This window comes from Capnocytophaga canimorsus, from assembly GCF_002302565.1.
Taxonomy (GTDB): domain Bacteria; phylum Bacteroidota; class Bacteroidia; order Flavobacteriales; family Flavobacteriaceae; genus Capnocytophaga; species Capnocytophaga canimorsus.
Map to the genome: position 1 here is coordinate 1,190,790 of NZ_CP022382.1, position 19,208 is coordinate 1,209,997.

The 19,208-nt window shown below is 37.4% G+C and carries 19 protein-coding genes; 3 read left to right on the top strand and 16 right to left on the bottom strand.

Features of this window, described 5'->3' with window-relative positions:
* Positions 1–12 precede the first annotated feature (12 nt).
* From CGC47_RS05190 to CGC47_RS05215, 6 genes are all read right to left on the bottom strand, one after another.
* A complete protein-coding gene (locus CGC47_RS05190; RefSeq protein ID WP_013998023.1) occupies positions 13–339 on the bottom strand; it encodes a DMT family transporter in 327 nt (108 codons plus the stop codon).
* A gap of 28 nt (positions 340–367) precedes the next feature.
* Positions 368–1,399 (bottom strand): RluA family pseudouridine synthase, encoded by a 1,032-nt coding sequence (locus CGC47_RS05195; protein WP_013998024.1) that lies wholly within the window; start codon positions 1,397–1,399, stop codon positions 368–370.
* An 88-nt stretch (positions 1,400–1,487) separates the two neighbouring features.
* Positions 1,488–2,111: a PASTA domain-containing protein gene (locus tag CGC47_RS05200; protein WP_231552305.1), complete on the bottom strand. Its 624-nt coding sequence runs from the start codon at positions 2,109–2,111 to the stop codon at positions 1,488–1,490.
* Between the two features lie 25 nt (positions 2,112–2,136).
* Positions 2,137–2,490, bottom strand: coding sequence for a phage holin family protein (locus tag CGC47_RS05205; protein ID WP_041987413.1), 354 nt, complete (start codon positions 2,488–2,490; stop codon positions 2,137–2,139).
* A gap of 51 nt (positions 2,491–2,541) precedes the next feature.
* Complete coding sequence (locus CGC47_RS05210) at positions 2,542–3,321, bottom strand: alpha/beta fold hydrolase (RefSeq protein WP_042000525.1); 780 nt, start codon at positions 3,319–3,321, stop codon at positions 2,542–2,544.
* A gap of 8 nt (positions 3,322–3,329) precedes the next feature.
* Entirely contained in the window at positions 3,330–4,043 is a 714-nt protein-coding gene (locus tag CGC47_RS05215) for a pyridoxine 5'-phosphate synthase (RefSeq protein WP_042000522.1), read from the bottom strand.
* 220 nt (positions 4,044–4,263) lie between these two features.
* Here CGC47_RS05215 and CGC47_RS05220 point away from each other — a divergent pair, with 220 nt between their 5' ends.
* Entirely contained in the window at positions 4,264–4,791 is a 528-nt protein-coding gene (locus CGC47_RS05220; protein WP_042000519.1) for a TlpA family protein disulfide reductase, read from the top strand.
* 17 nt (positions 4,792–4,808) lie between these two features.
* Positions 4,809–5,819, top strand: a complete 1,011-nt coding sequence (murB, locus tag CGC47_RS05225) for a UDP-N-acetylmuramate dehydrogenase (RefSeq protein ID WP_095900083.1) — start codon at positions 4,809–4,811, stop codon at positions 5,817–5,819.
* Position 5,820: 1 nt separating this feature from the next.
* On the opposite strand, the gene mutS is transcribed toward murB, so the two are convergent.
* The 10 genes from mutS to CGC47_RS05275 all read right to left on the bottom strand — a co-directional run bounded on the left by mutS (position 5,821) and on the right by CGC47_RS05275 (position 17,780).
* Positions 5,821–8,388 carry a DNA mismatch repair protein MutS gene (gene mutS, locus CGC47_RS05230; RefSeq protein ID WP_172458725.1) on the bottom strand — a complete coding sequence of 856 codons (2,568 nt, stop codon included), beginning with the start codon at positions 8,386–8,388 and terminating at the stop codon, positions 5,821–5,823.
* Positions 8,389–8,558: 170 nt separating this feature from the next.
* A complete protein-coding gene (locus tag CGC47_RS05235) occupies positions 8,559–10,487 on the bottom strand; it encodes a hypothetical protein (protein WP_095900085.1) in 1,929 nt (642 codons plus the stop codon).
* Positions 10,488–10,613: 126 nt separating this feature from the next.
* Positions 10,614–11,582 (bottom strand): tryptophan--tRNA ligase, encoded by a 969-nt coding sequence (gene trpS / locus CGC47_RS05240; protein WP_042000503.1) that lies wholly within the window; start codon positions 11,580–11,582, stop codon positions 10,614–10,616.
* 214 nt (positions 11,583–11,796) lie between these two features.
* Complete coding sequence (sufC, locus tag CGC47_RS05245; RefSeq protein WP_042000500.1) at positions 11,797–12,534, bottom strand: Fe-S cluster assembly ATPase SufC; 738 nt, start codon at positions 12,532–12,534, stop codon at positions 11,797–11,799.
* A gap of 33 nt (positions 12,535–12,567) precedes the next feature.
* Positions 12,568–13,968 (bottom strand): carboxylesterase family protein, encoded by a 1,401-nt coding sequence (locus tag CGC47_RS05250; protein ID WP_042000497.1) that lies wholly within the window; start codon positions 13,966–13,968, stop codon positions 12,568–12,570.
* A gap of 337 nt (positions 13,969–14,305) precedes the next feature.
* Positions 14,306–14,617: a hypothetical protein gene (locus tag CGC47_RS05255; protein ID WP_013998037.1), complete on the bottom strand. Its 312-nt coding sequence runs from the start codon at positions 14,615–14,617 to the stop codon at positions 14,306–14,308.
* A 261-nt stretch (positions 14,618–14,878) separates the two neighbouring features.
* Complete coding sequence (locus tag CGC47_RS05260) at positions 14,879–15,214, bottom strand: hypothetical protein (RefSeq protein ID WP_232779695.1); 336 nt, start codon at positions 15,212–15,214, stop codon at positions 14,879–14,881.
* Positions 15,215–15,450: 236 nt separating this feature from the next.
* Positions 15,451–16,908: a Fe-S cluster assembly protein SufB gene (gene sufB / locus CGC47_RS05265; protein ID WP_041986640.1), complete on the bottom strand. Its 1,458-nt coding sequence runs from the start codon at positions 16,906–16,908 to the stop codon at positions 15,451–15,453.
* Positions 16,909–16,987: 79 nt separating this feature from the next.
* Positions 16,988–17,377 carry a four helix bundle protein gene (locus tag CGC47_RS05270; RefSeq protein WP_041986636.1) on the bottom strand — a complete coding sequence of 130 codons (390 nt, stop codon included), beginning with the start codon at positions 17,375–17,377 and terminating at the stop codon, positions 16,988–16,990.
* A 73-nt stretch (positions 17,378–17,450) separates the two neighbouring features.
* Complete coding sequence (locus CGC47_RS05275; RefSeq protein WP_018279660.1) at positions 17,451–17,780, bottom strand: HesB/IscA family protein; 330 nt, start codon at positions 17,778–17,780, stop codon at positions 17,451–17,453.
* 136 nt (positions 17,781–17,916) lie between these two features.
* On the opposite strand from CGC47_RS05275, the gene rocD reads away from it, so the two are divergent.
* Positions 17,917–19,161, top strand: coding sequence for an ornithine--oxo-acid transaminase (rocD, locus tag CGC47_RS05280; protein WP_095900086.1), 1,245 nt, complete (start codon positions 17,917–17,919; stop codon positions 19,159–19,161).
* Positions 19,162–19,208 lie beyond the last annotated feature (47 nt).

Sequence of the window (19,208 nt, forward strand, 5' to 3'; positions counted from 1 at the left end):
CGTTTTGAGCCCTTATCCTGAGATGTATTTTAGCCCAACAATGGAAGCTATTAGGGTAAATAAGAAAAAGACACGCCAAAAGGTGATAGGGTCTTTAAAAAATAGCATTCCGATGATGACCGAGCCCGCCGCTCCGATACCCGTCCAAACCGCGTAAGCCGTTCCTAAAGGAATATGCTGTATGGCACGCATCATCAACCACATACTCCCCGTTAAAGAAATACCAAAGCCCACATACCACCAATACATCTGCTGTGAAACACTTTCTCGAGCTTTACCCAAACAAAAAACAAAGGAAACCTCCAACAACCCTGCTAAAAGCAAATAAAACCAGTGCATTTACGAACTATTTTTGAAAGAAGAATACTTATAAACCTTGATTTTTACTATACTGACGCCATTTTTCAATACATTGTTGCATATCATCAGGTAGCGAAGAGTCAAAACGTAAAAAACCTTTCCCCGAAGGATGCTCAAAGCCCAGCGTTTTGGCGTGTAATGCCTGACGCGGCAGTATCTTAAAACAATTTTCAACGAATTGCTTATACTTAACAAAGGTAGTTCCTTTGCGTATTTTATCTCCTCCGTAGCGTTCGTCATTAAAAAGCGGATGCCCTAAGTGCTTCATATGCACACGTATTTGATGAGTTCGCCCAGTTTCCAAACGACACGAAATAAGTGTTACGTAGCCAAATCGTTCCAAAACTTTGTAGTGCGTAACGGCCTCCTTTCCGTAACTGCCATCTTCAAAAACATCCATAAGCAATCGGTCTTTCAAATGCCTACCGATATGACCACGAATAGTTCCTTCATCTTGCTCCACATTGCCCCATACCAACGCCACATATTCCCTTTCGGAAGTCTTATGAAAGAATTGTAACGCCAAATGATTCATCGCAGCTTCTGTTTTGGCAATAACCAACAAGCCCGACGTATCCTTATCAATACGATGTACCAAACCGGGACGATTACTACTATTATTAGGCAGATTTTCGAAGTGATAAATGAGTGCATTGATAAGCGTACCGCTATAATTACCGTGACCTGGGTGCACCACCATACCCGCAGGTTTATTAACCACCAAAAGAGCTTCATCTTCATAAACCACATCAAGAGCAATAGGCTCTGGAGTGAGCAAATATTCGTGCGGAGGATGTTCAAACATTACTTTTACCTCATCATTGGCTTTCACACGGTGATTGGACTTTACCGCACAGCCGTTAACGAAGATATTTCCTTGCTTGGCAGCTTGTTGTATTTTATTTCGGGTGGCGTTTTCCACAAAATTCATCAAAAACTTATCCACGCGTAAAGGTTCTTGCCCTTTACCTGCTTTAAAGCTGTAATGTTCGTATAGTTCATCGTCCTTTTCTAAATCGTCATCGAAGATAGGTTTCATCTGTGGTGATTTTACAAGTTACTAAACCGTTAGTATGCCTCATTTTGATGGCATTACTAACGGCTTACCTTAAATTAAAAAGTATGTTTTACAAATTATGAGTACCCAAAACCTCCTCAGAGGTAGCTTCCCCCTCTTGAGTGGGCAAATCAGGCGCGTTAGGGTCTTTACCATTACCACAAACTAAATCTATTTTAGCTGTTTTTATGAGCATTTCCCCTGGATTTACTTTTTGCCCTCTATGCGACATTTCCAGCACCATATCTTTACCTATATCATCTACATAGGTAATTTTACCGACCTCCAAACCAACCGATTTGAGTATCGCCTCGGCACTACGACGCGTAATTTGAATCACTTTCGGAATGGTTACTTTTCGGTACCCTGACGGATTTATTGTCAAGTAAATCTTCCTGTTTTCCTTTACCTGCTGGGCAGCCTCCGGATTCTGACTAATTACCGAATACTTGGGGAATTTTGGGTTATATGTAGTTGAATCAAGCACCTCATAACGTAAATGAACCGCCTTGAGGGTTTCTTCCACTTCGCTGAGCGTTTTCTTGGACAAATCAGGAACCACTACATATTCGCCGTGATTGGTCCATACCTTTAACATCTTGAGAAGTACAAATATCAAAAGAAAAAGCACCAAAATAGCTAAGGCAATATGTTTGCCCCAAAGCCTCACCATTGGGTGATTTATTATTTTCATTGTTTTTGATTTCTTTTGCATTGAATTATTGTTTTTGGTTTGCGTTTTCTATAAGTTTATCAATAACCGATTGCGTCAGTGACAAGCATAGGCTAAAGAGCAAAGCAGCCCAAAAGCCGTGAACACTAAAGCCGCCCACCAATTCACCTGCCAATAAGATAATAATAGCATTGATTACAAATAAAAATAACCCTAAAGTAACCACCGTTATCGGAATAGAAATAAAAAATAGCACAGGCTTTACTAAAACGTTCAAAATTGCCAACACAAAGGCGACCAAAATCGCCGTAAAATAATCGGTGATTGACGCTCCAGGAAGAATATTAGCAAGTACAAGCACCGCTAAAGCCGTAAGTAAAAGATTAACTACAAATTTCATATCACTCTATCTTTTTGTTAAATCATCAGCAAAAATAAGAAAAACCTATCACTATTGAGTATTTTCTTGCATAAACTGAATTGTTTTACTGAAAAAATCAGTAGGGTTTTGAGCGTGTACCCAATGCCCTGCCCGAGTTACAGTATCAATAATTGCTTTAGGAAAATGTACTTTTATTAGCGCTTCATCATCTTGCAAAACGTATTCGGAATATTCGCCTCTTAAAAACAGAGTGCTGCCTGAAAATACTTTATTGGTGGCAAGTGCTTCACCAATTTCACCTTCATTTTCGGTAAGTGCCTCCAAATTAAATCGGAAAGCCAATCGTTCACGCGTCTGCCAGTACAAATTCTTTAATAAAAACTGACGTACAGTCGCTTCGGGTACAAATTTAGCCAATTGCCCATCGGCTTCATTACGTGATGTTATCGAATCGAAATCAATAGATGCTAAACCTTGTAATATATGTTGGTGGTGCATCGGGTAATATTTGGGTGCGATATCCACTACTACCAACGATTTTACCATTTGAGGATATTCTGTAGCAAAGAGCATTGCGGTTTTACCCCCCATAGAATGCCCCATCAGGTGAAAAAACTCAAGTTGGTGATATTGCGCATATTTTTTCAAATCACCAACCAACAAAGTGTAATTGAAATCATCAGAATGGAAACTATGCCCGTGATTGCGCTGATCAATCAAATGCACTTGGAAGCCTTGTTCGGCATACTTTAGCCCCAAAGTTCTCCAATTGTCGGACATTCCTAGAAAACCGTGCAAAATCAGTAGTGGTTGCCCTTGCCCCACAATTTGCGAATGTAAAATCTGCATAACTCCTTTTATTTAAGTCGTTGTAGGTACATATTCACTACATTATCCAAACCTAAATACAATGCCTCGCTAATGAGTGCGTGTCCGATAGAAACTTCCAACAAGCCAGGAATATGCTCTTTAAAATAACGAAGATTTTCCAAACTTAAATCGTGCCCTGCGTTAAGCCCTAAGCCTACTTTTTGAGCTTCCAAAGCCGCTTTTACATAAGGATTTATACCCTCTAAATTCCCCGCGTGATAAGCCGTAGCATATGCCTCAGTATAAAGTTCCACACGGTCAACTCCTGTTTGTGCTGCTGCCGAGACCATTTTCTCGACAGGGTCGACAAATAATGAAGTGCGTATGCCATTGCGCTTAAATTCAGCAACAACTTCGGTTAAGAAATCTCTGTTTTTAATAGTATCCCAACCAGCATTAGAGGTTATAGCATCTTCGGCATCAGGCACTAAAGTTACTTGAGTGGGTTTTACCTGCAACACTAAATCTATAAATTTGGTCACAGGATTTCCTTCAATGTTGTATTCAGTAACTACCACGTCCAATAAATCAAACGCATCTTGATAACGAATGTGACGTTCATCAGGGCGAGGGTGTATGGTGATTCCCTCAGCACCAAACTTTTGCACATCAGCTGCCACCTGAAGTAAATTGGGCACATTACCACCACGCGAATTTCGCAGTGTAGCTATTTTATTGATATTTACGCTTAATTTTGTCATCTGTTGAGAATATTTATGTCGGGGCAAAGATAATAAAATCAAGCATAACGATACGCACAAACTCATTATTTTAAAAACCAAATAAAGGTATCGCACTTAGCTTAACCCCTTTAATTAAAACACCTTCAAAATTTTGTTTTTAAAAAAGAATACGTACCTTTGGATTGCTTTTTAAAGCCAACTTTGTTTGGTAAGTGTTAAACATATCTCAAGAAAAAATATGAAGAAATTACTTATTGCATTTTTAATAATTCTCTCAACAGGTTGCAAAAACACTGAAAGTGCAGTAGTTTTTACCCCAGAGGCACTACAACAAGAAATATTTGACCCCGAGGGAAATCAAACTACCGTAGGTGAGGCTATCTCGCAATTCAAAGGAAATAAGATAGTTATCGACCTTTGGGCTTCGTGGTGCAGAGACTGTATTGTTTCTATGCCTGAAATAGCTCAGTTACAGCAAAAATATCCTGAAGTCAAATTTTTATTCTTTTCTGTGGATGACAAACAGGAAAATTGGTTATATGCCCTTGAAAGTCATATGTATCCTAATAATGTAAAAGGAGAGCAATATTTTTTCAACACGGGTTGGAAACGCCCTAAAAGCCCCGATTCTAAGGAAAACAACTTTATCAAATTCGCAAAATTAGATTGGATACCCCGATATATGGTGCTTGATTCTAACGGAAAAATCATCAATTTTTACGCAAAATCGGTTGACGACCCTCATTTTTTAGAGGCTTTAAAGTAAAATATCCTATCCAAACTATGAATATTTTAAAAAACATTTCCTTAAAACCTTACAATTCCTTTGGTATTGATGTTATTGCTGAAACTTTCGTTGAAATAACCTCTGAAGCCGATTTAAAACAAGCCTTGAAGCTGTTTCCCAAATGCTTTGTATTAGGAGGCGGGAGTAATATGTTGCTTACCAAAGACATAGCAATACCCGTACTTCATATTCAAAACAAAGGAATTTCTATCATAAAAGAAGATAGTGATTTTATTTGGATAAAAGCCGAAGCTGGTGAAAATTGGCATAAATTCGTGCTTTTTTGCATAGAAAAAGGCTATGGCGGATTGGAAAATCTTGCTCTAATTCCTGGAAATGTGGGTACTACTCCTGTACAAAACATCGGTGCTTACGGAGTTGAGATTAAAGATGTGATGGAAAGTTGCCAAGCCATAAACACACAAAATCTTGAAAATAAAACATTTACCAACTCTGATTGTCATTTTGCTTATCGAGAATCCATTTTTAAAACCACCGAAAAGGGCAATTACATCATCACTTCCGTAACATTTAAACTTACTAAGCAAAACCACATTTTAAACATTCATTACGGCGACATCCAAAAAGTACTTGCTGAAAAAGGCATCTCCTCTCCTACTCCTTCAGAAATCGCTCAAGCCGTAATGACCATACGAAAACAAAAATTACCCGACCCTAAAACACTGGGCAACAGTGGTAGTTTTTTCAAAAATCCGATTGTAAACCAAGCCCTTGCCGAACAAATACGCAATCAGTACCCTCAATTGCCTTACTATGAAATGCCAGAGGCACGCGTAAAAATTCCTGCTGGATGGCTCATTGAAACTTGTGGACTTAAGGGATATCGACAAGGTGATGCAGGAGTACATAAAAATCAAGCCTTAGTTTTAGTTAATTACGGAAAAGCTTCAGGAACAGATATTTGGAATTTAGCTACAACAATTCAACAAAAGGTAAAAAATACCTTCGGTATTGATATTGAACCCGAAGTAAACGTATTTATGTAAGTCACTCCTTATCAATTAGTTTTTTAATTTGATTAAGTTTCATCAGTGCCTCAACGGGGGTTAATGTATTGATATCCAACTGCAAAATCTCTGACTTTATTTCTTCCAGAAGTGGGTCGTCCATATTGAAAAAGCTAAGTTGCATTTCTTTTTGAGCTGATTTTAACTTTTGTGAAGTATCTTCCGAAGCGTGTGAACTTTCCAGTTTTTTGAGCATTTTATTGGCCTTCTGAATAACAAATTGAGGCATTCCTGCCATTTTTGCTACGTGAATACCAAAACTATGAGCAGAACCCCCTGAGACTAACTTTCGGATAAACAATACATTATCCTTAGTTTCTTTGACTGAAACGTTGAAGTTTTTAATCCGATCGAAACTATCAGTCATTTCATTAAGTTCGTGGTAATGTGTTGCAAATAAGGTTTTTGCCTTTGATGGATGTTCGTGCAAATATTCAGCTATTGCCCAAGCGATGGAAATTCCGTCGTAAGTACTTGTTCCTCTGCCTATTTCATCAAGTAAAACCAAACTTCGTTCTGATATGTTATTCAAAATCAGGGCTGCTTCGTTCATTTCAACCATAAAAGTTGATTCTCCCATTGAAATATTATCACTAGCCCCAACACGCGTAAAAATCTTATCCACAATGCCTATTCGTGCTGAATCTGCTGGAACAAAACTTCCAATCTGTGCCAACAAAACAATGAGTGCCGTCTGACGCAAAATCGCAGATTTACCTGACATATTGGGTCCTGTAATCATTATAATTTGCTGTGAATCACGGTCAAGATATACATCATTGGCGATATAAGGAACGCCCACAGGCAATTGTTTTTCAATAACAGGATGCCTTCCGTCTTTAATATCTAAAACAAACGATTCGTCCATTTCAGGGCGATTGTAATTATTTTCAAGAGCAAGTGAGGCAAATCCGCAGAGGCAATCCAACTGACCAATAAGCATCGCATTTTGCTGTACCTGAGGGATATAATTTCCTATAGAAATAATCAATTCGGCAAAAATAGCTTGTTCAAGTTGTGCTATTTTCTCTTCTGCTCCTAAAATTTTAGCTTCGTAAGTTTTTAATTCCTCCGTGATGTATCGTTCGGCATTGACGAGAGTTTGTTTACGAATCCAATCTTGCGGAACCTTGTCTTTGTGCGTGTTACGAACCTCAATATAATATCCGTGAACATTGTTATAATCAATTTTTAAAGACGAAATTCCAGTTTTTTCGGTCTCCCTTTTGAGCATCTCGTCCAAATAGGCTTTCCCTGAAACAGAAAGTTTGCGAAGTTCGTCCAATTCCGCAGAAACTCCTTCCTTTATAGCATTTCCTTTCAGAATATTGACCGGAGCTTCCTCATTAAGCGTTACGGCAATCTGATTACAAAGCTCTTCACACGAATGCAATTTATCGGCTAAAGCATTCAAATCGTGATTTTTAGCTTGATCGCATATTTCTTTTATCGGAGAAATCATTTCCAGTGAATTTTTCAGCTGAACGACCTCACGAGGCGTAATCTTTCCTGTCGCAACCTTTGAAATAAGTCGCTCAATATCACTTATTTTTGAAATATGCTCTTTAATTTTTTGCAACACATCAATATGTCCCATAAAGTGCGAAACCACCTCGTGACGTTGCTTTATTTTGGCAATATCCTTCAACGGAAGTGCTAACCAGCGTTTTAAGGTTCGGCTACCCATTGCAGAAATCGTTTTGTCGATGACGTCCAAAAGGGTTACCGATTGGCTGGAAGTTCCTGTATAAAGCTCCAAATTGCGAATAGTGAACTTATCCAACCATACGTAAGCATCTTCCACAATCCGCTGAATGGAAGTAATATGTTGTAATTTATTATGTTGTGTTTCAGACAGATAATAAAGAATAGAACCCGCAGCCAATAAAGATTCTGTTAGTTCCTCTACGCCAAATCCTTTTAATGAATTAGTTTGAAAATGTTGCGTTAGAATTTGACGAGCGTAATCCTCCTTGTACACCCAATCTTCTAAAAAGAAAAGATGAAAATCATCACCAAAGCTTTCTGTAAACTCTTTTTTTTGCTTTTTCGCCACCAGAACTTCGCTGGGCTTGAAGTTTTGTAATAGCTTATCAATGTTAGCTTTATCTCCTTGTGCTACCAAAAATTCACCTGTGGAAATATCCAGAAAACTGACTCCGTTTATATTTTTTGTAAACCATACGGAAGCCAAAAAGTTGTTCGATTTTGAATGAAGAATATCATCATTTAAAGCCACACCAGGGGTAACCAATTCAGTAACACCGCGTTTCACGATGCCTTTCACAGTTTTAGGGTCTTCAAGTTGGTCGCAAATTGCAACTCTGTAACCTGCCTTGACTAATTTTGGCAAATAGTTGTTTATTGAATGATGCGGAAACCCAGCAAGTTCCGTGCGTTCACTACCATTATTTCGGTTGGTAAGCACAATATCAAGCACTTGGGCAGCCTTTACAGCGTCCTCACCAAACGTTTCATAAAAATCCCCCACCCTGAAAAGCAACAACGCATCAGGATATTTTGCTTTAATCTGATTGTATTGCTTCATTAAGGGAGTTTCTTTCTTAGTCTGCTTTGCCACTGTGTTTTTGTTTATGTTTTTACTTTTGCGAAGATAACATATTTATTTGCATTTCAAAAAAGACAAAAAACCAAAAAGATGAAATCATCACGCTTTAGAGCAAAATTGTTTTTTTAGATTATGTATATTTTTGAGATTTATTTGTTTAAATATTTTTCAGGAATATATTTTTCGCCTTTCAAATCAATGAAGTATTGATAATCATCTTGATATACGAGAATGTATAGTGTTGCTTTTGTTCTGTTTTCAGTGTTTTGTATGTCAATTTCTTCTTTTGAGGTATGTCTGAAATCTACAAAATGTAGCTGCTTTTGAGGTTCGATAACCCATTGCATTGTGGTAAGGTCAATAACTCCCATTGTATTATTTATAGATTCTGCAATGGCGTATCCTAATCGTTTTTTCTTTATTTCCTTGATAAACAGAGTTTTTGTATCACCCGAAATACTCGTAAAATGGCTGTATTCTTCTCCTTTTTTCTTGGTCAGAAACCAAATATTATCTTTTGCATACGTATTTTGCTCAATCGTTTCGTATTCAAACTCAAATGGAGACAAAATTTCTTCTTTTTTATCAATAATTCCCATCATAGGATTTTCTTTTGATAACTTTCGAGCTAAAACATAGGTATTTCCGTTATGAGTAATAATATCAACATATTCAAAATTCTTGTTGTTGGGAGTTACTCTTTTAGGTTTTTCTGAAGTATATGCAGTGGTTACATCTGCATCAATAACTTTTGAAAACAAATCATCTTTTTCAATACGTTTCAGTTCCAAACCACTTGTAGGGTGATATTCAAACTCAAAAAAATCATTGAGAGAATAAAGTTGCCCTTTAATTTTGGGAGTAGAAAGTTCATCTTGTATTAGGATTGGACTGCCTGAAGGCGGAACGATTTCTTGCATTGTTTCTGCATCAATGTATCCTGTGTCAAATCCTCGTTGGAAATACAAAATATTGCCAATGGTGTTCGCATCGTAGTCTTTGAAGAAGTCTTTTATCTTATTTTGGGCAAATGCTTCTGCAGTTAGGTTTTCTTCTTGGTTGTCAAACTCTTTCGGAAGGAATTTTTTTCCGCTGAAGTCCATATAAAAACTTTTTGAATAGCTATCTGTACTTATCAGAACATGATATTTTGCCCGATTTTTAATATCGTGCCGATTAACCTTCTTGTCAGTTTCTATAATTAAGTCTTTGAAAACCAATTTGTCTTGTGGAGGGATAACCCATTGCATTGTAGCCCAATCCAAAACACCATTTTTTTCATTGATAGGGTGCTTTGTTATTCCATAACCAAAGATTTCTGTTGAGATAGAGCCATTATCTGGAACTTGATTCTTCAATTTTTCTTCTCCTGACATATTGATAAAACTCATCACTCTATTCTTACTCATTGACAAGTCTTGAACTTTAAGCCAAACGTCATTTTCATTGGAAGCATATTTGTTTACATCAATCCACGAATGTTTGTAATTAAAATGCTCTGAAATATTACCTTGTTGGTCTATGATAGCATACAAATATCCATCATCAACTTTTTTACATACAATTAAATAGTATTTTCCTTTATACTTAAAAACATCATTATCTCCAAAATAGTTACAACTTTCATATTCTTTGGCGAAAAATACAGTTCTGTTTTTTATCTGAAACCCCTTTGCTAACTTGTCCGAAGACACAAATTCATATTTTGGTTTCTTATGAGGAGGAGAATGTAAAACACAACTGTAATTTATTTCTTCTTTAGTTGAAATTTTCCAGTTTTTATCTACCGAAAATGTATAATAATGCTCATCAAATGCACTATAAATCACTTTTCCTCTAATCGGAGAAAAACTTTCAATGTAAATACTGGTGGTATGAATTGGCTTAACGAGGGTTTGCATCGTTTTCCTATTCATAAGTCCTAATTTTCTATCCACATAAAAGGGAAGAATATCATTGGGATTTGTATTTTTACAATTGGTAAAAAGTTCCTCAAGTTCTTTGCGTACCTCTTCCTCCGTTTGTGAAAAACCGCAGAATGAAGTTAAAAACAAAATTATTAAATATACCTTCTTCATAGTTGTTTGTTTTGTTTTTATGTAGTTGTCCCACAGATTATAAGGATTATTACGGATTTTTTATATCTGGTTTGTTATAATTTTTTTCTGTGTAAATCTGTGTTATCTGTGGGAAAGTATTTCAATTTAGTATCCTACTTTTTTACGAACTCTTTTGAGTACTTCATTGGCTGTTTTCTGGGCTTTTAAGGCCCCTTCTTGTAGTATTTTGTCTAATTCGTCCAAATTTTCCATATAATAGTTGAATTTTTGGCGAGGTTCAGCAAATTTTTCCAACATAAGTTCGAAAAGAGCTTGTTTGGCGTGTCCGTAGCCATAGTTTCCTGCTAAATAATTGTTTCTCATCTGTTGTGTTTGCTCTTCAGATGCGATTAATTTATACAAAGCAAAAACATTGCACGTTTCCGGATTTTTAGGTTCTTCTAATGGAGTGCTATCGGTTTGTATCGCCATTACTTGTTTGCGGAGTTGTTTTTCAGGAAGAAAAATATTGATAAAATTGTTTCGTGATTTACTCATCTTTTCTCCGTCTGTTCCTGGGATTATCATTATGCGTTCCTCAATTTTAGCCTGAGGAAGTACAAAAGTTTCTCCCATTTGATGGTTAAATCGGGAAGCTACATCTCTTGCCATTTCAAGATGTTGTAATTGATCTTTTCCAACAGGTACTATTTCTGCATCATAAAGTAAAATGTCGGCAGCCATCAACATAGGATAAGTGAAAAGCCCTGTATTGACGTCTTCCAAGCGGTCTGCTTTATCCTTGAACGAATGTGCTAGTGTAAGTCGTTGATATGGGAAAAAACAACTCAAATACCAAGTGAGTTCTGCTGTTTGAGGGACATCACTTTGACGATAAAAAACAATCCGATTGTAGTCCAACCCAAATGCTAACCACGTAGCAGCAACGCTATAGGTGTTGGAGCGAAGTTCTTCGCCATTTTTGATTTGTGTAAGTGAATGCATATCAGCAATAAACAAAAAAGAATCGTTTTGAGGATTCTGTGCCATTTGTATTGCGGGTATGATAGCTCCTAAAATATTTCCTAAGTGTGGAGTTCCTGTACTTTGTATGCCTGTTAATATCCTTGCCATATTACTATTTTTAATCGTTTTTTATTCTTTTTGATTCATCTTCAGAAAAGCCAAAATTACAAAAACATTTTTATACTTATCAATTTAAACTTCGCTTTAATGCCCCCTTCAAATTACACTTCTTCAAATCAATTTGTTTTAATGCTCGAATATGTTATCAAAAAGCAAAAGGTTTAAAGCAAACGCTTTAAACCTTTTGTTATTTGATTTGTTTTTATTTCAGCCAATCATAGCCTTTTTCTTCAAGTTCGAGAGCGAGTTCTTTTCCGCCCGACTTCACGATTTTTCCATCGGCAAGTACGTGAACATAATCCGGAACGATGTACTCCAACAAACGCTGATAGTGTGTGATAACAATTACCGCATTGTTTTGGTTTTTTAGTTTGTTTACTCCGTTTGCCACGATACGAAGAGCGTCGATATCCAATCCGGAGTCTGTTTCGTCCAATATCGCGACTTTTGGCTCAAGCATTGCCATTTGGAAGATTTCGTTACGTTTCTTTTCTCCCCCTGAAAAGCCTTCGTTAAGCGAACGAGATAAGAAATCTTTGTTGATTTCCAAAAGTTCAGCTTTCTCGCGGATTTTCTTTAGAAGTTCAGCCGCAGGCATTTCCTCTTCACCACGAGCTTTTCTCGCTTCGTTTACCGCAGTTTTTATGAAGTTTGTAACGGAAATTCCGGGGATTTCCACGGGATATTGAAAGGACATAAATATTCCCTTGTGAGCTCTTTCTTCGGGAGCGTCTTCCAAAATGCTTTCTCCTTCCAAAATGATGTCTCCCTCAGTAACTTCGAAGTTTTCATTGCCCGAAATCACTGCCGAAAGCGTGGATTTTCCTGCTCCGTTAGGTCCCATAATGGCGTGAACCTCACCTGCTTTTACATTCAGGTTGATGCCTTTTAAAATTTCTTTATCCTCCACAGAGGCGTGTAAGTTCTTTATCTCTAACATTTTATATATTGATTTTTTAATTTATTTTCTATTTTAATTTAGGTGTACTTCCACAGCAGCAGGGAATACTCTTTCAGGGTCAAAGAAAGTAGCACAGCTATTCACAAGGTGTTGAACATCAGACTGTAGCATTCCTTTAAAAACTTGTTTATTATTCACTACAACAGTGACTTCTTTGCTGAAATCTACCAAATTTTGGTTCAAATAAACAACAAATTTTCCTTTCTGCAAAGGAATATGCGTTTTTTGATATTTCGTGAATAAGTCCCAACGAGGACTTCTTTCAATTCCCTTATAAGTAACTTCATCAACATTGATACTTACTTTGTTATCAACGATGTTCATCGTGTAACGTACGCGTTCTGCTCCACGTTCTTTGATGGCAATGTTGTAAAATCCTTTTCGGTAGATGCCGTCCATTGGGAAATCCTCCCAAACTACTTTTTTCGGGTGCGGATTACGTGTATATTGCTTTAGCCAAGGTGTCGTAGGGCGATAGTCTATTCCGTGTCCTGCATTAGGAATTAACTCAATATGATGTACAAATCCCTGAGGGTCTTCGGCTTTAAACTTTTCAAATTCTTCTTTTGCATATCGAGTAAATAAATCTCGATGAAACATATTATCTTTTGCCCCTGTTCGTAGTGAAAAAGCAATATTTCGGCAGTTTTCTACCGGAGCGTTGATAAGTGGTTCGCCTCCTGCCATCGGACCTGCCCCCGCCAAATAATCAGCATAAAAAGAAGCTAATCGCTGACTTCCGTAACCTCCTTCAGATATTCCAAAAAAATACACTCTATTAGCGTCTACTTTCCCTGAAAGAAAAGCCAATCGGAGTAATTTCTCCCAAGCAAATTGTTTTGCCTTTTGCCACCATCGATACAGTTCCCCTGTATTGGGAATTTGCGGAATGAAATAGGCAGATGGAGCATCTTCAAAGTGTCGTGCAAGAGTCTTTCCGTTAGCCCACTCCTTATGTTTATCGCCCGAACCGTGCATATACACAAAAAGCGGATACCCTTTTTCAGGTTGATTGCCTTTGGAAGCCCAATAGAAAGGCATTGTAGCATTTGCCTCCAAGTTAACAGGAAGTTGCCAACGATTGCCTTGAGTAGCGTTGGTAAGAGGAGCTAAATCTCCTAACTTCTCTTCAGAAAAACTTTGGTTTGCTTCTTTCCAACTTTGCCAAATTTCTTGTTGCGTATGGGCTATTTCAGTAAGCGACAAGGTTTTCCCTTCTTGAAAAGACGTTGTTTTACCCAATAGGTGTTTTACGAAAAATTGTTTGACCTTTTCTTTGGATATATTCCCTTTTGGGGCTTCTTGCTCCGGCTTAGGGATTTCTTGCTCTTTCGGGGCTTCAGTATGTTCTGCTTTGCTACAAGATGTACTTACCAAAGCCCAAAGTGTGATGAATAAAAATGCTTGTTTCATAAATAGTTATATTTGTAACAGTAATTATATATCAGTTATTTTTGGTTTTATTTGATGTGTGATGTTGCCTTTTCTTGTTAGGAAAATAAATTATTTTTCAAATATGAGATGCAAAAATAGCGTATTTTTTTGTCAGGCTGAGCGAAGTCGAAGCCTATAACTATGGGGCTTCGACTTCGCTCAGCCTGACACTCAATATCATCATTATACCTTTTATAAAATTATTAAAATGTTTTAATATCAACAGGTATATAATACATTTCCATACGAAAAACACAATGTACGGGCGAAGCATTTTCCGCCCCTACATTTTTTTGTTTTGTACCACCTTGCGGACTTATCTTTTATCCTCAATGCCGAATTCTCGCCACTGACTTTGCTGATAATCCATCTTGGCTCTTTTCCGAGCAACTGATTGTTTGTCGGTAAGCAGCTTGAGTTGCTTGTCGAACTCCTCAGTTTTCGATTTTAAATCGGCTTTGAGCTTCTCTTGTTCGCTGTTTAGGGTTTCGACTTTGTTCTTTAAGGCTTCCAACTCATCGATAAAAGCCTCATCAATCCCTGCGGGTAGATTATCCTTGTGATTTCTAAGCCCGTCAATCATTAACTTTACAGATTTGATGTTTTCTGCATACGATTTCCTTGCCATAATAATTCGATTTTAATGGTTAATATTCCGTTTAAGCCTTCCACCTTTGTTATCCATTAGCTTTTGGGCTATTTTATTAAAACACAAGCAAATATCGAGCCAAATATTACTTATTATCAGCTTTTTATGAACGTATTTATCAACAGTTTTTGTTTTTGTAACGTGGATTGTATTTCTGCTGATGTTAATTTATATCTATATTGCTTAAAAAACACCTTACATCACATTGCTCTACACAATGTACGGGCAAAATATCTTATATCATAATTGCTCTACACAATGTACGGGCGTATTGCAATACGCCCCTACGGGGAAACACGCTATCCCTATTGTGAAAATGTGATTTTCGGACGAGACACATCTCGTCCCTACACGTAAAATACAATGTACAGGTGAAAAATATTTCGCCCCTACAAGGAAATGCCTTATACCATTAGGGATATTGCTCATCCCTTTAGGGAAATACTTTGTACCATTAGGGATATTGTACATCCCTTTAGGGAAACACTCTATCCCTTTAGGGAAATGCCTTGTACCATTAGGGATATTACTCATCCCTTTAGGGAAATACATTATCCCTGATAAAAAATGTTCCATCCCTTTAGGAATTTGTCTTATTTCTTGTAGAAAAACAAAATATTTTTATGAAATACACTTTATCTCTATAGGGAAATGCTTTATATTACATTATTTTAAACGATGTAAGGGTGTATTGCAATACACCCCTACTGTATTAACGCCTTGTTATGGTTATTTTCTGTGAAAAATAGCTTGAAACTTGGCTTTTTCATCTTTCTTTTAGGGAAAAATCACTTGCCTATCCGTGCTACGGATTATCCGACGCTTCCTTCCAAAGAGATTTCCAATAATTTCTGAGCTTCTACGGCAAATTCCATTGGGAGTTTGTTTAAAACCTCCTTGCTGAAGCCGTTTACAATCAGTGCGATGGCTTTTTCCGTGTCGATACCGCGTTGGTTGCAGTAGAAAATTTGGTCTTCCCCGATTTTTGAAGTTGTGGCTTCGTGTTCTATTTGAGCGGTCTTGTTTTTTGCTTCGATGTACGGAAAGGTATGAGCTCCGCACTCGTTGCCCATCAAGAGGGAATCACATTGCGAGAAGTTTCGTGCATTCTCGGCATTCGGACTAACTTTCACCAATCCTCGATAAGAATTCTGCGATTGTCCGGCAGAAATCCCTTTTGAAATGATTGTTGAACGGGTGTTTTTCCCTAAGTGAATCATTTTGGTTCCTGTATCCGCCTGTTGGAAGTGATTGGTTACGGCGATGGAGTAAAATTCCCCAATCGAATTATCACCTTTGAGCACACACGATGGATATTTCCACGTCACTGCGGAACCTGTCTCAACCTGCGTCCAAGATATTTTAGCGTTCTTTTCACATAGTCCTCGTTTGGTTACAAAATTGAAAACCCCTCCTTTACCATCTTTATCCCCCGGGAACCAATTCTGAACGGTTGAGTATTTTATCTCGGCATTATCCAAAGCTATGAGCTCCACTACGGCAGCGTGTAATTGGTTTTCGTCACGTTGCGGAGCGGTACATCCTTCAAGATAAGACACGTAGCTACCTTCATCGGCAATCACTAAAGTACGCTCGAACTGTCCTGTACCTGCCTGATTGATTCGGAAATACGTAGAAAGTTCCATCGGACAACGAACGCCTTTGGGTACATAACAGAAAGACCCATCGGAAAATACCGCCGAGTTCAGGGCAGCATAGAAATTGTCGGTTTTAGGTACGACAGACCCGATGTATTTTTTCACTAATTCGGGGTGTTCTTGAATGGCTTCGGAGATAGAACAGAAGATGATTCCTTTTTCTGCCAATGTCTTTTTGAAAGTTGTCGCCACCGAAACGGAATCCATCACGATGTCCATCGCAACAGGGGCAACGCCTGTTAAACGTTTCTGCTCTTCGATGGAAATACCCAATTTGTTAAAAGTTTCAAGAAGTTTTGGGTCTACTTCATCTAAACTTTCGTATTGAGGTTTCTGCTTGGGTGCGGAATAATACGAAATGTCTTGGAAATCTGGTTTTTCGTATTTTACATTTGCCCACTCGGGTTCTTCCATTTCTTTCCAAATGCGGAAGGCTTCGAGACGCCAATTGGTCATCCATTCAGGCTCGTTTTTCTTTTTGGAAATCGCAATTACAATTTCCTCATTGAGCCCCTTTGGGAATGTTTCGGCTTCGATATCGGTATAAAAACCATAGGCATATTCCTTGGTTTGTAGTTCGTCACGTAAATCGTCTTCTGTGTATTTTGCCATAGTTTTAGTTTTTAAGTTTAAGGTCTGAGGTTCAAAGTTCAAGGTTTAAAGAGTGAACTCTGAATATGTAACCTTAAAATCACTTATATTTTATGCCTTTTAAATTGCTGTTAATTAAATAATTGATAAATGTATTTATTTTCTTGCTTAAAATTTCAGTTTGATTTTTTAGTTTGATAAATTCTTCTTCAGAAATGAATCCTCTATCCAAAATTCGATACAATTGCGACCTTGTCTCTCCACAAGAAGCCTTCGCTATTGATAAAAATTGTATAAATTCCTTATTCCCGTTACGTTCAAAGCCTTCTGCGATATTATCCATTATTGAGCCCGATGCACCATCAATTTGATTACTTAAACGAAAATTGCTTTTAAGTGCTGAATTTTCGATGATTTGATAAATATCATTGCTAAGTATTCTTGCCAATTGCCAAATTTCTAAATCTTCAAATCTTTTTATCGTAGCCATATTGTGTTTTTAGGATTGAATGTGTAAAGTTTCCGACAAAACCTTGAACATTAAACTTTGAACCTTGAAATATTTACAACGAAAAACTTTCTCCGCAGCCACAAGTTCTGTTAGCATTGGGATTGTTGAATACAAAGCCTTTTCCGTTAAGTCCGCCTGAATATTCAAGGGTTGTACCTACCAAATAGAGAAAACTTTTTTTGTTTACAGCAATGCGTATTCCGTTGTTTTCAAATATTTTATCGTCGGCGTCAGTAGTTTTGTCGAATTTGAGTTCGTAGGAAAGTCCGCTACAACCACCGCTTTTTACGCCCACACGTACAAAATCGGTTGTAGGGTCGAAATTATCATCTTCCATCAAGGAAATTAGTTTCTTTTTTGCTTGTTCAGATACTTGAATCATTATAGTTATGATAAAAATCAGTTTTGGGAGCAAAATTACTATTTAAAATTTGAAAGACAAAGAATTGAAAAGAAATTAAACAAGCATCATTTTTTTTAGTATATTGCGTACCTATAACATTTATAATTAAACCATAATGGAAACAGTAAAACTTTCATCAGAACAAGCCATTGCTCTTGAAGATAAATACGGAGCCCATAATTATCATCCACTACCCGTGGTTTTAGACCGAGGAGAAGGAGTATATGTTTGGGATTTGGAAGGTAAAAAATATTTCGACTTTTTGTCAGCTTATTCAGCCGTTAATCAAGGACATTCACATCCTAAAATTGTCAAAGCGCTTACCCAACAAGCCCAAGTACTTTCTTTAACTTCTCGTGCTTTTTACAATTCAAAATTAGGTATTTACGAAGAAAAAATCACCAAACTTTTAGGCTTTGATAAAGTACTACCGATGAATTCGGGGGCTGAGGCGGTAGAAACCGCTATTAAATTGGCACGTAAATGGTCGTACGAAGTAAAAGGCATTAAAGGACATCAAGCAAAAATTGTAGTTTGTGAAAACAACTTCCACGGACGTACCACCACTATCGTTTCCTTCTCCAACGACCCCGATGCACATACTAATTATGGTCCCTTTACTCCTGGTTTTATACGTATTCCTTACAACGATGTAGATGCTTTGGAAAAGGTACTTATAGAAGATGCTCAAAATATTGCTGCTTTTTTAGTAGAACCCATACAAGGAGAAGCTGGAGTCTATGTACCTGATGAAGGTTTCTTGAAAAAGAGCTTTGATTTGTGTAAGCAACATAATGTACTATTCATTGCTGACGAGGTACAAACGGGTATTGCCCGAACAGGAAAACTCATAGCTTGTCATCACGAAAACGTACAACCAGATATTCTTATTTTAGGAAAAGCCCTATCAGGTGGAATGTATCCGGTATCGGCTGTATTAGCCAATGATGCAATAATGAACGTAATCCACCCCGGACAGCACGGTTCTACCTTTGGAGGAAATCCGCTAGCTTGTGCTGTAGCTTGTGCCGCCTTAGATGTAGTTCAAGAGGAACATCTTGCCGAAAATGCCGAAAAAATGGGAGAAATCTTCCGAAGAGAAATACAAAAAATCATCAATCAAACTGACCTGATTTATCAAGTAAGAGGAAAAGGATTGCTCAATGCCATTTTGGTTAATGACACACAAGATAGCCCAACAGCTTGGAACTTATGCTTGGCTTTCAAAGAAAACGGATTACTTGCCAAACCCACTCACGGAAACATTATCCGATTAGCTCCTCCTTTGGTTATCAACGAAGAACAACTTAGAGAAGCTATTGCTATCATTAAAAAAGTGATTCTAAATTTTGAAAAATAAGAACTAAAAAACAGGATGTATGATTTACATCCTGTTTTTCTTAGTTT

Excerpts from the sequence above, each read along its gene's own strand:
- CGC47_RS05190 (WP_013998023.1), bottom strand. The coding sequence starts at position 339 with ATGCACTGGTTTTATTTGCTTTTAGCAGGGTTGTTGGAGGTTTCCTTT.
- CGC47_RS05195 (WP_013998024.1), bottom strand. The coding sequence starts at position 1,399 with ATGAAACCTATCTTCGATGACGATTTAGAAAAGGACGATGAACTATAC.
- CGC47_RS05200 (WP_231552305.1), bottom strand. The coding sequence starts at position 2,111 with ATGAAAATAATAAATCACCCAATGGTGAGGCTTTGGGGCAAACATATT.
- CGC47_RS05205 (WP_041987413.1), bottom strand. The coding sequence starts at position 2,490 with ATGAAATTTGTAGTTAATCTTTTACTTACGGCTTTAGCGGTGCTTGTA.
- CGC47_RS05210 (WP_042000525.1), bottom strand. The coding sequence starts at position 3,321 with ATGCAGATTTTACATTCGCAAATTGTGGGGCAAGGGCAACCACTACTG.
- CGC47_RS05215 (WP_042000522.1), bottom strand. The coding sequence starts at position 4,043 with ATGACAAAATTAAGCGTAAATATCAATAAAATAGCTACACTGCGAAAT.
- CGC47_RS05220 (WP_042000519.1), top strand. The coding sequence starts at position 4,264 with ATGAAGAAATTACTTATTGCATTTTTAATAATTCTCTCAACAGGTTGC.
- murB (WP_095900083.1), top strand. The coding sequence starts at position 4,809 with ATGAATATTTTAAAAAACATTTCCTTAAAACCTTACAATTCCTTTGGT.
- mutS (WP_172458725.1), bottom strand. The coding sequence starts at position 8,388 with ATGAAGCAATACAATCAGATTAAAGCAAAATATCCTGATGCGTTGTTG.
- CGC47_RS05235 (WP_095900085.1), bottom strand. The coding sequence starts at position 10,487 with ATGAAGAAGGTATATTTAATAATTTTGTTTTTAACTTCATTCTGCGGT.
- trpS (WP_042000503.1), bottom strand. The coding sequence starts at position 11,582 with ATGGCAAGGATATTAACAGGCATACAAAGTACAGGAACTCCACACTTA.
- sufC (WP_042000500.1), bottom strand. The coding sequence starts at position 12,534 with ATGTTAGAGATAAAGAACTTACACGCCTCTGTGGAGGATAAAGAAATT.
- CGC47_RS05250 (WP_042000497.1), bottom strand. The coding sequence starts at position 13,968 with ATGAAACAAGCATTTTTATTCATCACACTTTGGGCTTTGGTAAGTACA.
- CGC47_RS05255 (WP_013998037.1), bottom strand. The coding sequence starts at position 14,617 with ATGGCAAGGAAATCGTATGCAGAAAACATCAAATCTGTAAAGTTAATG.
- CGC47_RS05260 (WP_232779695.1), bottom strand. The coding sequence starts at position 15,214 with ATGGAACATTTTTTATCAGGGATAATGTATTTCCCTAAAGGGATGAGT.
- sufB (WP_041986640.1), bottom strand. The coding sequence starts at position 16,908 with ATGGCAAAATACACAGAAGACGATTTACGTGACGAACTACAAACCAAG.
- CGC47_RS05270 (WP_041986636.1), bottom strand. The coding sequence starts at position 17,377 with ATGGCTACGATAAAAAGATTTGAAGATTTAGAAATTTGGCAATTGGCA.
- CGC47_RS05275 (WP_018279660.1), bottom strand. The coding sequence starts at position 17,780 with ATGATTCAAGTATCTGAACAAGCAAAAAAGAAACTAATTTCCTTGATG.
- rocD (WP_095900086.1), top strand. The coding sequence starts at position 17,917 with ATGGAAACAGTAAAACTTTCATCAGAACAAGCCATTGCTCTTGAAGAT.